Consider the following 12732-nt stretch of genomic DNA (forward strand, 5'->3'; position numbering starts at 1 on the left):
TTACTTCACCACGTACGGCAGGAGGGCCAGGTAGCGAGCGCGCTTGATGGCCTTGGCCAGTTCGCGTTGCTTCTTGGCGGAAACGGCGGTGATGCGCGAGGGCACGATCTTGCCGCGTTCGGAGACGTAACGCTGCAGCAGCTTCACGTCCTTGTAGTCGATCTTCGGCGCGTTGGCGCCCGAGAACGGGCAGACCTTGCGGCGACGGTAGAAGGGGCGACGGCCGGCCGAGCCGGAGCCGGCCGGGGCGCCCGGGATGGGAGCGGTGGTGTCGGTCATGATCCGGTTCCTTATTCCGAGGCCGCAGCTTCGTCGGCGCGCGGGCCGCGATCGCGGTCACGCTCGCGTTCACGACGAGCCAGCAGGGGCGACAGTTCCAGGTCGAGTTCCTCGACGCGGACGGTCAGCCAGCGCAGGACGTCTTCGTTCAGCGACAGCTGACGTTCGACTTCGGCCACGGCGGCAGCCGGGGCGTCCAGAGCGAGCAGGGAATAGTGAGCCTTGCGGTTCTTCTTGACCCGGTAGGTCAGGTTGCGCAGACCCCAGTACTCGATCTTGGCGACGCTGCCGCCGCCTTCTTCGATCAGAGCCTTGATGGTGTCGTTCAGCGCTTCGGCCTGTTGCGCCGAGATATCCTGGCGCGTCATGACCGTGTGCTCGTAAAGAGCCATGCGGTAGTCTCCCTTGTGGGCATCGGCGCGGGGCGGACCGGGTAAAGTCCAATCCCACGATGGCTCCTGAAGCGGCGGCCGGGATGACTTCCCGAACCCTTTGGCGTTCCGCAACAGGACCGAAGCCCTGGAAAGGCGGCGCGTATAGGCGAAAAAGCCCGCGAGAGCAAGGATAGAGCAGGGCTGGCCGGCTGGCGTTGCCAAGCGCGGCCGAAACAGCGGAGGGTTCCGACCTGACCGGAGACGCCGCATGACCTCGTCCGAGCCGAACGCCGCCCTCAAGAAGCGCTGGTCCCTGATCGGACCGGGCATTGTCGTCGCGGCGACGGGCGTGGGGGCGGGGGACCTGGTGGCGACCCTGATCGCCGGGTCACGCTTTGGCTACGCCCTGCTGTGGGCGGCCATCATCGGGACGGTGCTGAAGATCGCCCTGGCCGAGGCCGTGGGGCGATGGACCCTGGCCAGCGAGCGAACGATCTTCGACGGCTGGTCCAGCCTGGGGCGGGGGCTGCTGCCCGGCGTCATCGGCGGACGGTTGAACTGGGCCGGGCTTTATTTCGGCGTCTACGTGGTCATCTGGGGCTTTGTGTACGGGGCGGCGGCCATGACGGCGACGGCTCTGCCACTGGCGGCGTTGTTCCCGGTGCTGGACCTGAAGGCCTGGGGGATGCTGAGCGGCCTGATCGGGCTGACTTTCGTCTGGTTTGGCGGTTACGGCCTGTTCGAGAAGGTGATGACGGCCTGCGTCGGGGTGATGTTCGTCACCGTAGTAGGCCTCGCCGTGATCGTGACCCCGGACATTCCGGCCCTGCTGACTGGCCTGTGGCCGAGCCTGCCGCAGGGCTCTGTCTTCTATACCCTGGGCCTGATCGGCGGGGTGGGCGGGACCATCACCATGGCGGCCTATGGCTATTGGCTGAACGCCAAGGGCTGGAAGGGGGCGGGCTGGATGTCGGTGATGCGGCTGGACAACCGGGTCGCCTATGTCGTGACCGGGGTCTTCGTGGTGGCCATGCTGATCGTGGGCGCCGAGCTGCTGCACGCGGCGGGCATCGCCCTGCAAGGCGGCGACCGGGGCCTGCTGGACCTGGATCAGGTGCTGGGCGAGCGGTTCGGGCGGCCGGTCTCCATCCTGTTCCTGGTCGGTTTCTGGGCCACCAGCTTCTCCAGCCTGCTGGGCGTCTGGCAGGGCGTCAGCCTGATATTCGCCGACTTCACCGCCCATGTGCGGGGCAGGGCGGGCGAGGAGGCCGTGCGCGGCGACAAGAGCCGGGCCTTCCGGGGATACGCCCTGTGGCTGACCTTTCCGCCCATGGCCCTGCTGTTCATGGAGCGGCCGTTCGGCCTGATCGTGGCCTATGGGGTGCTGGGCAGCCTGTTCATGCCCTTCCTGGCTGGGACGTTGCTATGGATGCTGAACAGCGACCGCGTGCCGAGGGAGTGGCGCAGCCATTGGGTGTCCAACACGCTGCTGGCGGCGGCGGCCCTGCTGTTCGCCGTGCTGGCGGGCAAGGAACTGATTGGCCTGATCCCGTCGTAGGCGGTGCAATCCTCGCAGGAGTTTCACAAAATCCCCCGCGAACCGTTGCAATAGACGGCTAGGTCCTCGCCCCAGACTCTCGGGGAGACTTCCATGAAACTGTCCGCCGCCTTTCTGGCCGCCGCCGCTGTCCTGACGGCCGCCGCGCCGTCGATGGCCCAGATCGTCGCGCCGCCGGACCCCGATCCGCTGCCGGCGCCGCTGCACGCGCCGAACGGACGCTGGGCCGCCAAGGGCTGGGCTGATCGCATCGTGCTGAGCCCTGCCGCCGACGCCGCGCGCGGCGCAGGCGTGGCGTGGCGCACCGACACCCGCCAGACCGCCGCTGAAGCCCAGATCGCCGAGGAGATCGACGGGCCTCTGCTGGGTTATACGGCTCGCACGGTGACCGGCGCCACGGGGCCGATCCAGAACGAGAACGGTCAGGCCCTTTATCATCAGGTCCGCTTCGACGGCCTGAAGCCCGATACCCGCTACGTCTATCGCGTCCGCGCCGCCGACGGCTGGAGCGAATGGCTGCCGTTCCGCACGGCCAAGGCGGAGTTCGCACCTTTCCGCTTCATCTATCTGGGCGACACGCAGAACGACATTCTGGAGATCGGCTCGCGGGTGATCCGCTCGGCCTTCAAGGAGGCGGGGCCGGCGGCGCTGGTCGTCCATGCGGGCGATCTGGTGGCTCAGCGCGAGGTCAAGGTTCACGACGACGAGTGGGGCGAGTGGACCGAGGCGGGCGGCCGCGCCTTCGCCATGACGCCGCAGCTGCCGGCGACCGGCAATCATGAATATGTCGATCACATCCTGCCCGGCGGCGAGGAATCGCGGGTGCTGGGCCCGCACTGGGCCCTGCAGTTCGCCCTGCCGGACAACGGCGCCGAGGGGGTGAAGGCGACCAGCTACTTCGTCGACTATCAGGGCGTGCGCTTCATCGTGCTGGACGGCACGGCGGCGCTGGATCTGGGCGGGCTGGAGACGCAGACGCGCTGGCTGGACGCCACCCTGGCCAGCAGCCCCGCGCGCTGGAACGTCGCCCTGTTCCATCAGCCCATCTACACCTGCGCCCGACCGCAGGACACGGAAGAGCTGAAAGCCGCCTGGAAGCCGATCTTCGACGCTCGCAACATCGACCTGGTGCTGCAGGGGCACGACCACTGCTATGGCCGCGTTTCCAACCCCGCCGGGGCCGAGGCCTCTCACGCCGACAGCGCGGCGGGGCGTCCGCAGGGGCCGGTCTATGTCGTCTCGGTCACCGGCTCCAAGATGTACGGCCTGAACGACCGGGCGGACACCCAGCCGGTGCGCGCAGCCGAGAACACAGAGCTCTATCAGTTGATCGACGTTGAGGCGGATCGCCTGTCGTTCCGGGCCTTCACCGCTACGGGACAGCTGTATGACGCCTTCACCCTGACGCGGGGCGCGGACGGTCGGAATCGGCTGACCGAGAGCGATCAGAGCCTGCTGGCGCTGCGCCGTTGCGACGGCGCGGCAGGGCCGGACGACCGGCCCTGTACGGCTGAAATCAAGGACTAGAAGAGGACGATCCGCCGTTCTTCTTGCCGTAGGGGAGGGTTTCGCCTACCCCTCGGCGCCTTGAATCAACGGACCACGGATCGTTCCTCTATGACCCTCGCGCTTCTCTTCCCCGGTCAGGGCAGCCAGAGCGTCGGCATGGGCGCTGCCCTGGCGGACGCCTTCGCCAGCGCACGCGACGTCTTCGCCGAGGTCGACGACGCGCTGAACCAGAAGCTGTTCGACCTGATGCGTGAAGGCCCGGAAGACCAGCTGACCCTGACCGAGAACGCTCAGCCGGCCCTGATGGCGGTGTCCGCCGCAGCGGCGCGGGTGCTGAAGGTCGAGTTCGGCGTGGACGTGACCAAGGCCGGCTTCGTCGCCGGTCACTCGCTGGGCGAATATTCGGCTCTGGCCGCCGTCGGGGCGATCAGCCTGTCGGACACCGCCCGCCTGCTGAGACTGCGCGGTCAGGCCATGCAGCGCGCCGTGCCGGTGGGCAAGGGGGCGATGGCCTCGCTGATCGGGCCCAAGACCGATCTGGCTCTGGCGGAAGAAGCGGCCAAGGCCGGTTCGGAAGTCGGCGTCTGCGTCGTCGCCAACGACAACAACAACGGCAACGTCGTCATTTCGGGCGACAAGGCCGCCGTGGACCGCGCCATCGAGAAGGCCAAGGAACTGGGCGCGCGGGCGATCCCGTTGAACGTCTCGGCGCCCTTCCACTGCCCGCTGATGCAGCCCGCCGCCGATGAAATGGCTGCGGCTCTGGCGGATGCGAAGATCGTGGCTCCGGCCGTACCGGTGGTCGCCAACGTCACCGCCCGCCCGGAAACGGACGCCGAGGTCATCCGCCGCCTGCTGGTCGAGCAGGTCACGGGCCGCGTGCGCTGGCGCGAGAGCATGGAGTGGATGGCCACGGAAGGCGGCGTGACCCGCTTCGCTGAGATCGGCTCGGGCAAGGTCCTGACCGGCATGGCCAAGCGCATCGCGCCCGACGCCGAGAGCCTGGCGCTGAACACGCCGGAAGACCTCGAAGCGTTCGCGAAGTCGCTCTGATTTCATAGGGATAGAAACAATGTTCAATCTTTCGGGAAAGATCGCCCTGGTGACCGGCGCGACCGGCGGCATCGGCGGGGCCATCGCGCGTTCGCTGCACGCCCAGGGCGCGACGGTGGTGCTGTCGGGCACGCGTGAAGCGGTGCTGGCTGATCTGGCCAAGGAACTGGGCGAGCGCGCTCACTTCGCCACCGCCAACCTGTCGGACCCCGAGTCGGTCGACAATCTGGTCGCTGCGGCTGAAGCCGCCGCCGGCGGTCCGCTGGACATCCTGGTCGCCAATGCGGGCATCACCAAGGACGGCCTGCTGATGCGGATGAAGGACGAGGACTTCCAGTCCGTCATCCAGATCAACCTGGAGTCCTATTTCCGCCTGACCCGCGCCGCGGTGAAGGGGATGATGAAGCGCCGTTCGGGCCGCATCATCGGCGTGACCTCGGTGGTCGGCGTGACCGGCAACCCCGGCCAGACCAACTATTCGGCGTCCAAGGCTGGCATGATCGGCTTCTCCAAGTCGCTGGCTCAGGAAGTCGGCTCGCGCGGGATCACGGTGAATTGCATCGCGCCGGGCTTCATCGCCTCGCCGATGACCGACGTGCTGAACGACCAGCAGCGCGAGGCCATCCTGACCAAGATTCCGTCGGGCCGTCTGGGCACGGGCGACGAAATCGCCGCCGCCGCCGTCTATCTGTCGTCGGACGAAGCCGCCTATGTGACGGGCCAGACCCTGCACGTGAACGGCGGCATGGCGATGATCTAAGGCGTTGCGCGTCGCGATCACGACGCGCAACAATCTATTTCCCGCCCCGATGGCTGTGCTAAAGGGCGGGAACGCTTCGCGGTGGTGAGTCCCTTCGGGTCTTGCTTCCAAGGGGCTGCCGTGACACGGCGAACACTGAGACCCCGCCTTCACGGCGACCAACAAACAGGCAGAGAGACACTCATGTCCGACACCCTCGAACGCGTCCGCAAGATCGTTATCGACCACCTGGACGCCGATCCGGACAAGGTCACGGAAAAGGCTTCCTTCATCGACGACCTGGGCGCTGACTCGCTCGACAACGTCGAGCTGGTCATGGCCTTCGAAGAAGAATTCGACGTCGAGATCCCGGATGACGCCGCTGAGCACATCCAGACCGTCGGCGACGCTGTGAAGTTCATCGACGAGAAGCTGGCTGGTTAATTCAGCTGCGATCCGTCGCACTTCCTAAATGATGGCCGCCGTGGCGGGCCCCTAGCGGGACCGTCCGGCGGCCATTATTGTTTTCGGTCACGATTCTGCAGTCCAAGGAGCGCGAACCATGCGCCGCGTCGTCATCACGGGCCTCGGCCTTGTCACTCCGCTCGGTTCGGGCGTGGAGCATGTCTGGCAGGGCATCGTCGAGGGCCGCTCGGGCATTGGTCCGATCACCGCCTTCGACACCGAGGGCTATGGCTGCACCATCGCCGGCGAAGTGCCGTCCGTGGACGGGCGTGGGCGTGGCGCGCCGGACCAGCCGGGCGTCTTTGACCCTGACCAGGTGATGTCGGCCAAGGACCGCAAGCGCGTCGACGACTTCATCCTGTACGCCATCGCCGCCGCCGACGAGGCTCTGGCTGACGCCAACTGGAAGCCTGAGACCGAGGACGACAAGGAGGCGACCGGCGTCATGGTCGGCTCCGGCATTGGCGGCCTGGGCCCCATCGCCGACACGGCCATTGTGCTGAAGGAACAGGGGCCGCGCCGGGTCAGCCCCTTCTTCATCCCTTCGGCCCTGATCAACCTAGCCTCGGGTCAGATCTCGATCCGTCACGGCCTGAAGGGCCCGAACCACTCGGTCGTCACCGCCTGCGCCACCGGCGCCCACGCCATCGGCGACGCGGCCCGGATGATCGCCCTGGGCGACGCCGAGGTCATGGTGGCGGGCGGCGCCGAAAGCTCGGTCGTGCCGATCGGCATCGCGGGCTTCCTGGCCTGCAAGGCCCTGTGCACCGCCTATAACGACACGCCCGAGAAGGCCTCGCGCCCCTATGACCGCGGCCACGCCGGCTTCATCATGGGCGAGGGTGCGGGCGTCATGGTGCTGGAAGAGTACGAACACGCCAAGGCGCGCGGCGCCAAGATCTACGCCGAGGTCGTCGGCTACGGCATGAGCGGCGACGCCTATCACATCACCGCCCCGTCGGAAGACGGCGACGGCGGTCTGCGGGCCATGAAGATGGCGCTGAAGCGCGCCGGGATGGAGCCGTCGGACCTGGACTACGTCAACGCCCACGGCACCTCGACCATGGCCGACTGGATCGAGCTGAAGGCCATCGAGCGTCTGGTCGGGGACCACGCCAAGGACGTGGCCGTGTCCTCGACCAAGTCGATGACTGGCCACCTGCTGGGCGCCGCCGGCGCCATCGAGAGCATCTTCTCGGTCCTGGCCATCCGCGATCAGATCGCCCCGCCGACCATCAACCTGGACGATCCCGAGCACGAGACGGTCATCGATCTGGTCCCACACAAGGGCAAGCCGATGAAGATCGATGTCGCCATGTCCAACAGCTTCGGCTTCGGCGGCACCAATGCGGCCGTGATCTTCAAGAAGGTCGACTGATTTGGCCAAGGCTCCGTCGCGTCGCACCCCCAAGGTTCGCATTCCCAAGAACCGCGTGCCGAAACGGGGCGGCGGAGCACCTAAATCCAGCCTGGGCGTCGGCCTGATCACCGCTGCCGGGACGCTGGGCGTCTTTGTCCTGGCCGCCCTGATCGGCCTGTGGGTCGTCTACTGGGGACCGGGCCCGTCAGCGAAAGAGGGCGACGCCACCGTGGTCACCCTGCCGTCAGGCGCGGGCGTTCCGGCCATCGCGGCGAGCCTGAAGTCGGCGGGCGTGATCCGCTCGACCGACCTGTTCCGCGCCGCCGTCAGCCTGAGCGGCGCCGACCGCAAGATCCGCGCGGGCGAGTATGAGGTGCCGTCGGGCGCCTCTCTGGCGACGGTGGTGGGCCTGCTGGTCGACGGCAAGGCGGTGCGCCACTACGTGACCCTTCCGGAAGGCTGGTCCAGCGCCCAGGCGGTCGATATCCTGATGAAGCAGCCGGTCCTGACCGGCGAGGTCGAGGTGCCCGCCGAGGGCAGCCTGTGGCCCGACACCTATGAGGTTTCGCGCGGCGAGACACGCGCCTCGGTCATTGCCCGCATGCAGCGCGCCGCCAAGACCAAGCTGGACGCCCTGTGGCCGACGCGCTCGCCTGCCAGCATCGTCACGACGCCGGAAGAAGCTCTTGTTCTGGCTTCCATCGTCGAGAAGGAGACGGGCCTGGCCTCGGAACGACCCGAGGTGGCGGCGGTCTTCACCAACCGTCTGCGGTTGGGGATGCGGCTGGAGAGCGATCCGACCATCGTCTATGGCGTGACCAAGGGCCGTCCGCTGGGACGCGGCATCCGCGCCTCGGAACTGCGCGCCCAGACGCCGTGGAACACCTATCTGATCGACGGTCTGCCGCCGACGCCCATCGCCAACCCCGGCGAAGAGGCGCTGAAGGCCGTGCTGAACCCGCCGCGTTCGGAATACGTCTTCTTCGTCGCCGACGGCACGGGCGGCCACGTCTTCGCCCGCACCTATCCCGAGCACCTGTTGAACGTGGCGCGCTGGCGCGAGATCGAGCGCCGTAAGGCGGGCTTGCCGCCGGGCCAGGCCGCCTCGGTTCCCGGCGCCGCGCCGACGCCGATGGGCGAGCCGGCGGCTGCGCCCGTGGTCATTCCGCCGGGCGCCAAGGTGATCTCGGTTCCCGCGGCGGTCCCGCAATGAGCACGATTTCGGGCATGACCGGCTTCGGTCGAGCCGACGGGGCGCTGGACGGCTGGACCTGGACGGTCGAGGCGCGCTCGGTCAACGGACGCTCGCTGGAGGTCCGCTATCGCGGTCCGGGAACCTTCGAGAACCTGGAACGACTGGCAAAGGCGGCGGCGCAGGCGCGTCTGAATCGCGGACAGGTGACGCTGGGCGTTCAGGCCAAGCGGGCCGAGGGCGGCGAGCCCGCGCCGCGCGTCAACGAGGCCGTTCTGGCGACCTATCTGAAGCTGGCGAACCAGTTGGCGGAGGAGGGGGCGACCCCGCCCTCGGCCGACGGCCTTCTTTCCCTGCGCGGCGTCATCGAGGCGGCCGAAGAGGTCGAGGACCCTGAGGCCCACGCCGCCGTCGAGGCCGCCATCACAGCCACCATCGAACAGGCGCTGGACGCCCTGAAGCTGTCGCGTCAGCGCGAGGGCGAGCAGTTGACCCCGGTCATCCACGACTTCGTCGGGACCATCGAGGCCCTGACGGCGCGCGCCGAGCTGGAGGCTTCCAGCCAGACCGAGGCGATCCGCGAACGCTTCACCCGCCGGATCAGCGAACTGGCCCCCGACGCGCCGGGTCTGGACGAGCGAATCTTCCTCGAAGCCGCGGCTCTCGCCACCAAGGCAGACGTGCGCGAGGAGCTGGATCGCCTGAGCGCGCACGTCGCCTCGGCCCGCACACTGTTGCAGCAACCCCCCGCCGGGCGAAAACTCGACTTCCTGATGCAGGAATTCATGCGCGAAGCGAACACGCTCTGCTCGAAATCCGCTACCACGCCGCTCACCGGAATCGGCCTCGAACTGAAGGCCGTCATCGAGCAGCTTCGAGAACAAGTTCAGAATGTCGAATAACCGCACCCCCCGCCGTGGCGTCCTGCTGATCGTGGCCAGTCCGTCGGGGGCCGGGAAAACCTCGCTGTGCCGCCGCCTGATGGCCGACCACAAGGGGCTGGAGCTGTCGGTGTCGATGACCACGCGCGGCATCCGCCCCGGCGAGGTCGACGGCCGCGACTATCACTTCGTCACCCATGAGGAATTCCAGCGTCTGATCGACGCCGACGCCTTCCTGGAGTGGGCCGACGTGCACGGCAACCGCTACGGCTCGCCGCGCGCGCCCGTGGACCGGGCCCTGGCCGAGGGCCGCGACGTCCTGTTCGACATTGACTGGCAAGGCGCCCGCGACGTGGCCGAGAAATGCCCTGGCGACGCCGTCCGCGTCTTCGTCCTGCCGCCCAGCCTGGAAGAGCTGCGCCGCCGTCTGGTGACGCGCTCGCAGGACGCCGAGGACGTGATCGAGCGCCGCGTCGCCAACGCCAAGGGCGAGATCGAGCACTGCGACGAGTTCGACTACGTCCTGGTCAACGAGGACTTCGACCGTTCCTACGCTGAGCTGGCCCACATCTATCACGCCGAGCGCAGCCGTCGTCATCGCAACCTGTGGGTCGACGCCTACAAGAGCGCCCTGATGAAGGAAGTGGTCTGATCGCCTAGCGGAAGACCACCCGCACGCCCGGCTTGACCCGCGACGCCAGTTGCTCGGCGTCCCAGTTGGTCAGGCGGACACAGCCGCTGGAGAAGGTCTTGCCGACCTTGGACGGGTCCGGCGTGCCGTGGATGCCATAGGTGTCGCGCGACAGGTCGATCCACACCGAACCGACCGGATTGTTCGGCCCCGGCGGCACGATGACCTTGCGGTCCCCCCGGTCGTAGCTACCCGGTCGGGGTCGTAGGTGTAGTTGGGTTCGGGCGCGACGCCGACCACGCTCAGGTCGCCCGAGGGCGCGGGTCGGGCCGAACTGCCGATGGTGGCCGGATAAAAGGCCAGCAGTTTGTCGTCGGCGTCATAGGCGCGGACCGAGCGTTCGGTCTTGTCCACCACGATCCGGGCCACGTCGGCGGTCAGGTCCGTCTGGGCGACGGCGGCGACGACGATGGTCTGGCCCGCCTTGCCGAAATCGACGCCGGGGTTGAGGACGCGCAGCAGGCCCTCGGTCATGTGAAACTTCTCGGCGAAGGCTTCCAGCGGCGTGGCGTAGCCGACGGTCGCCAGCTTGGACATGGCCTGCAGGTCGGACGGGACCTGACCAATGAAGGGGCCGGTCAGGTCGGCGGCGGTGATGACGTAGTCGGCCAGCACCTTGCCGTTGTCGCCTGCGGTCAGGCGGCGGAAGACCTCGGCGTCCAGAACGCCGTCCTCAGGCAGGCCGGCGGCCTTCTCGAAGGCGGCGATGGCCTGACGCGTGTTGTCGCCGCCCAGACCGTCGATCACGCCCGGCGAGAAGTTGGCGCGGTCCAGCAGGATCTGCGCGCGGGCGATGGCGGGATCGGGCGCGGCAGGCGTAGTTGCGCCGTTCGCAGCGGGCGGAGGGGCGGCCTCGAACACCGCCGCCTCTATGGCCTCTCGCGACAGGGCGGGAACCGTCGAGGCAGCGGCGGGCTGTTCGGGCTTTGGCGTCTCGGCGGGTGATCCGCAGGCGGTCAGGGCGACCAGGGCGAAGGGCAGGGCGGCGGAGGCGACGAGACGCGATTTCAGCATGAAAGCTCCGAAGGTTTCGGGGCTTGTCGAACGTCCCTAGGCGCTGAGGCGTTCCTCGGAAGCCGCCGTTCGCGCCGCGAAGAAGGGCTTCACGCGGTTGAGCGCGTCCTCAACCTGCGCTGTCGAGACGGCGAAGCTGAAGCGGATGAAGCGGTGGCCGTTGACAGGGTCGAAGTCGACGCCGGGCGCCGTTGCCACGCCGGTTTCGCGCAGCAGGGCCTCGCAGAAACCGATGCTGTCGTCGGTCAGATGGCCGATGTCGGCGTAGATGTAGAAGGCGCCGTCCGGCGGGGCGATGGAGCGCAGGCCCATGGCGGGCAGGGCGTCGAGCATCAAGGCGCGGTTGGCGCGATAGACGTCGATGTTGGCCTCCAGCTCCTCCTCCTCGTCCATGGCGATCAGGCCGGCGTGCTGGCTGAGAGTGGCGGGGGTCAGGAACATGTTGCCGACGCGGGCGCGGGCCTGGGGCACCTCGGCCTCGGGCAGGATCAGCCAGCCCAGACGCCAGCCCGCCATGCTCCAGTATTTGGAGAAGCTGTTGACGATCAATGCGTTCGGCTCGAACTGCAGCATCGACGGGGTCGGGCCGACATAGGACAGGCCGTGGTAGATCTCGTCCGAGATGACCGAGATGTTCCGCTCGCGGCAGACCTCGGCGATGGCCTTCAGCTCGGCCTCGGGGATGATGGTGCCGGTCGGGTTGGCGGGGCTGGCGATGATGACGCCGGCGGGGGCCGGGTCCAGCGCGCGCAGGGCCTCGGCGGTCAGCTGGAAGCGCACCTCGGGGCCGCAGTCGATCTCGACCGGCTCCATGTGCAGGGCCTTCAGCGTGTTGCGATAGGCGACGTAGCCGGGACGGGCGATGGCCACCCGGTCGCCAGGCTGGAAACGCATCATCAGCGCCAGCACCAGGGCGGGGGATGCGCCCGCCGTCATGACCACCCGCTCGGGATCGACGCTTACGCCGTAACGGTCGTCGTACAGCTTGGCGATGCGGGCGCGTAAGGAAGGGCTTTCCCAGTAGCCGCCGGGCTCGCTGTCCAGAATGCGGTGGGCCTGGGCGATGGCGGCGGCGGGCGCGCCGGTCGAGGGCTGGCCGAACTCCATGTGGATGATGGAGCGGCCCTGGGCCTTCAGTTCATGGGCCAGACGGCTGACGCTAATGGCGCGGAAGGGGTCAATGGTTACTGCGGTCATCGTCGTGCAATCTTCCCCGGAAGACGTCCGGTAGCGATCAAGAACAGGAATAGGGCGGCGCCGCCAGCCGCAAGCAGACCGCCCGCGATACGGGGGTTCTGATCCAGCCAGAAGTCCGGGTTGCCTACCCAATCATCATAGGGCGTGGAAAGGCAAAGCCAGATGTAGGCCGCAGCGAGGGTGTGGCAAACCAAGGCGTAGCCGAGGCTGCGAACCGCAGCCCTGCGCCCCTGAGGCAAGGAGCCGAGAAAGGCGACCGCCAATGACGGCGCAAGGATGACAGGCCATATGGAGAAGCTGCTGCTTGCGCGTGAGAAGCCCGACCCCATTCCATAGAAAACGTACTCTGCCAGAAGTTGGAGGCCGACCGCCATCATGACCAGCACGAAGGATGCGATCTGAATGCCAGCTCCCAACGAT

The 12732-nt window shown here is 67.8% G+C and carries 14 protein-coding genes and 1 pseudogene; 9 read left to right on the forward strand and 6 right to left on the reverse strand.

Annotation, left to right across the window (positions count from 1 at the left end):
* Positions 1-279 (reverse strand): 30S ribosomal protein S18, encoded by a 279-nt coding sequence (gene rpsR / locus IFE19_RS06790; protein ID WP_105564333.1) that lies wholly within the window; start codon positions 277-279, stop codon positions 1-3.
* Between the two features lie 11 nt (positions 280-290).
* Positions 291-671, reverse strand: coding sequence for a 30S ribosomal protein S6 (rpsF, locus tag IFE19_RS06795; protein WP_207826701.1), 381 nt, complete (start codon positions 669-671; stop codon positions 291-293).
* Between the two features lie 250 nt (positions 672-921).
* On the opposite strand from rpsF, the gene IFE19_RS06800 reads away from it, so the two are divergent.
* From IFE19_RS06800 to gmk, 9 genes are all read left to right on the forward strand, one after another.
* Positions 922-2211: an Nramp family divalent metal transporter gene (locus tag IFE19_RS06800; RefSeq protein ID WP_207826702.1), complete on the forward strand. Its 1290-nt coding sequence runs from the start codon at positions 922-924 to the stop codon at positions 2209-2211.
* Positions 2212-2304: 93 nt separating this feature from the next.
* Entirely contained in the window at positions 2305-3738 is a 1434-nt protein-coding gene (locus IFE19_RS06805) for a purple acid phosphatase family protein (RefSeq protein WP_207826704.1), read from the forward strand.
* A 90-nt stretch (positions 3739-3828) separates the two neighbouring features.
* Positions 3829-4773, forward strand: a complete 945-nt coding sequence (gene fabD / locus IFE19_RS06810; protein ID WP_207826705.1) for an ACP S-malonyltransferase — start codon at positions 3829-3831, stop codon at positions 4771-4773.
* A gap of 19 nt (positions 4774-4792) precedes the next feature.
* Entirely contained in the window at positions 4793-5533 is a 741-nt protein-coding gene (gene fabG, locus IFE19_RS06815) for a 3-oxoacyl-[acyl-carrier-protein] reductase (RefSeq protein WP_207826707.1), read from the forward strand.
* 183 nt (positions 5534-5716) lie between these two features.
* Positions 5717-5956: an acyl carrier protein gene (locus IFE19_RS06820; protein ID WP_105564338.1), complete on the forward strand. Its 240-nt coding sequence runs from the start codon at positions 5717-5719 to the stop codon at positions 5954-5956.
* 118 nt (positions 5957-6074) lie between these two features.
* The gene (fabF, locus tag IFE19_RS06825) at positions 6075-7355 is read left to right on the forward strand and encodes a beta-ketoacyl-ACP synthase II (protein ID WP_207826709.1); all 1281 of its coding nucleotides are present in this window, start codon (positions 6075-6077) and stop codon (positions 7353-7355) included.
* A gap of 1 nt (position 7356) precedes the next feature.
* Positions 7357-8550 (forward strand): endolytic transglycosylase MltG, encoded by a 1194-nt coding sequence (mltG, locus tag IFE19_RS06830; protein WP_207826711.1) that lies wholly within the window; start codon positions 7357-7359, stop codon positions 8548-8550.
* Positions 8547-9431: a YicC/YloC family endoribonuclease gene (locus tag IFE19_RS06835; protein ID WP_207826713.1), complete on the forward strand. Its 885-nt coding sequence runs from the start codon at positions 8547-8549 to the stop codon at positions 9429-9431. Before mltG ends, IFE19_RS06835 begins: the two co-directional genes overlap by 4 nt.
* Entirely contained in the window at positions 9421-10062 is a 642-nt protein-coding gene (gene gmk / locus IFE19_RS06840; protein WP_207826715.1) for a guanylate kinase, read from the forward strand. Before IFE19_RS06835 ends, gmk begins: the two co-directional genes overlap by 11 nt.
* Positions 10063-10066: 4 nt before the next feature.
* Here gmk and IFE19_RS17580 read toward each other — a convergent pair whose 3' ends face one another.
* From IFE19_RS17580 to IFE19_RS06855, 4 genes and pseudogenes are all read right to left on the reverse strand, one after another.
* Positions 10067-10261: a L,D-transpeptidase gene (locus tag IFE19_RS17580; protein ID WP_263972819.1), complete on the reverse strand. Its 195-nt coding sequence runs from the start codon at positions 10259-10261 to the stop codon at positions 10067-10069.
* Between the two features lie 536 nt (positions 10262-10797).
* Positions 10798-11115, reverse strand: a pseudogene (locus IFE19_RS17585) (peptidoglycan-binding domain-containing protein); the annotation flags it as partial.
* Between the two features lie 36 nt (positions 11116-11151).
* Complete coding sequence (locus IFE19_RS06850) at positions 11152-12312, reverse strand: pyridoxal phosphate-dependent aminotransferase (protein WP_207826717.1); 1161 nt, start codon at positions 12310-12312, stop codon at positions 11152-11154.
* Positions 12309-12728, reverse strand: coding sequence for a hypothetical protein (locus tag IFE19_RS06855; RefSeq protein WP_207826719.1), 420 nt, complete (start codon positions 12726-12728; stop codon positions 12309-12311). The genes IFE19_RS06850 and IFE19_RS06855 overlap by 4 nt, the downstream gene beginning before the upstream one ends.
* Positions 12729-12732 lie beyond the last annotated feature (4 nt).

The organism is Brevundimonas pondensis (assembly GCF_017487345.1).
Lineage (GTDB): Bacteria > Pseudomonadota > Alphaproteobacteria > Caulobacterales > Caulobacteraceae > Brevundimonas > Brevundimonas pondensis.

Excerpts from the sequence above, each read along its gene's own strand:
- fabD (WP_207826705.1), top strand. The coding sequence starts at position 3,829 with ATGACCCTCGCGCTTCTCTTCCCCGGTCAGGGCAGCCAGAGCGTCGGC.
- IFE19_RS06800 (WP_207826702.1), top strand. The coding sequence starts at position 922 with ATGACCTCGTCCGAGCCGAACGCCGCCCTCAAGAAGCGCTGGTCCCTG.
- IFE19_RS06835 (WP_207826713.1), top strand. The coding sequence starts at position 8,547 with ATGAGCACGATTTCGGGCATGACCGGCTTCGGTCGAGCCGACGGGGCG.
- IFE19_RS06805 (WP_207826704.1), top strand. The coding sequence starts at position 2,305 with ATGAAACTGTCCGCCGCCTTTCTGGCCGCCGCCGCTGTCCTGACGGCC.
- fabG (WP_207826707.1), top strand. The coding sequence starts at position 4,793 with ATGTTCAATCTTTCGGGAAAGATCGCCCTGGTGACCGGCGCGACCGGC.
- fabF (WP_207826709.1), top strand. The coding sequence starts at position 6,075 with ATGCGCCGCGTCGTCATCACGGGCCTCGGCCTTGTCACTCCGCTCGGT.
- IFE19_RS06820 (WP_105564338.1), top strand. The coding sequence starts at position 5,717 with ATGTCCGACACCCTCGAACGCGTCCGCAAGATCGTTATCGACCACCTG.
- rpsF (WP_207826701.1), bottom strand. The coding sequence starts at position 671 with ATGGCTCTTTACGAGCACACGGTCATGACGCGCCAGGATATCTCGGCG.
- rpsR (WP_105564333.1), bottom strand. The coding sequence starts at position 279 with ATGACCGACACCACCGCTCCCATCCCGGGCGCCCCGGCCGGCTCCGGC.
- IFE19_RS06850 (WP_207826717.1), bottom strand. The coding sequence starts at position 12,312 with ATGACCGCAGTAACCATTGACCCCTTCCGCGCCATTAGCGTCAGCCGT.
- gmk (WP_207826715.1), top strand. The coding sequence starts at position 9,421 with ATGTCGAATAACCGCACCCCCCGCCGTGGCGTCCTGCTGATCGTGGCC.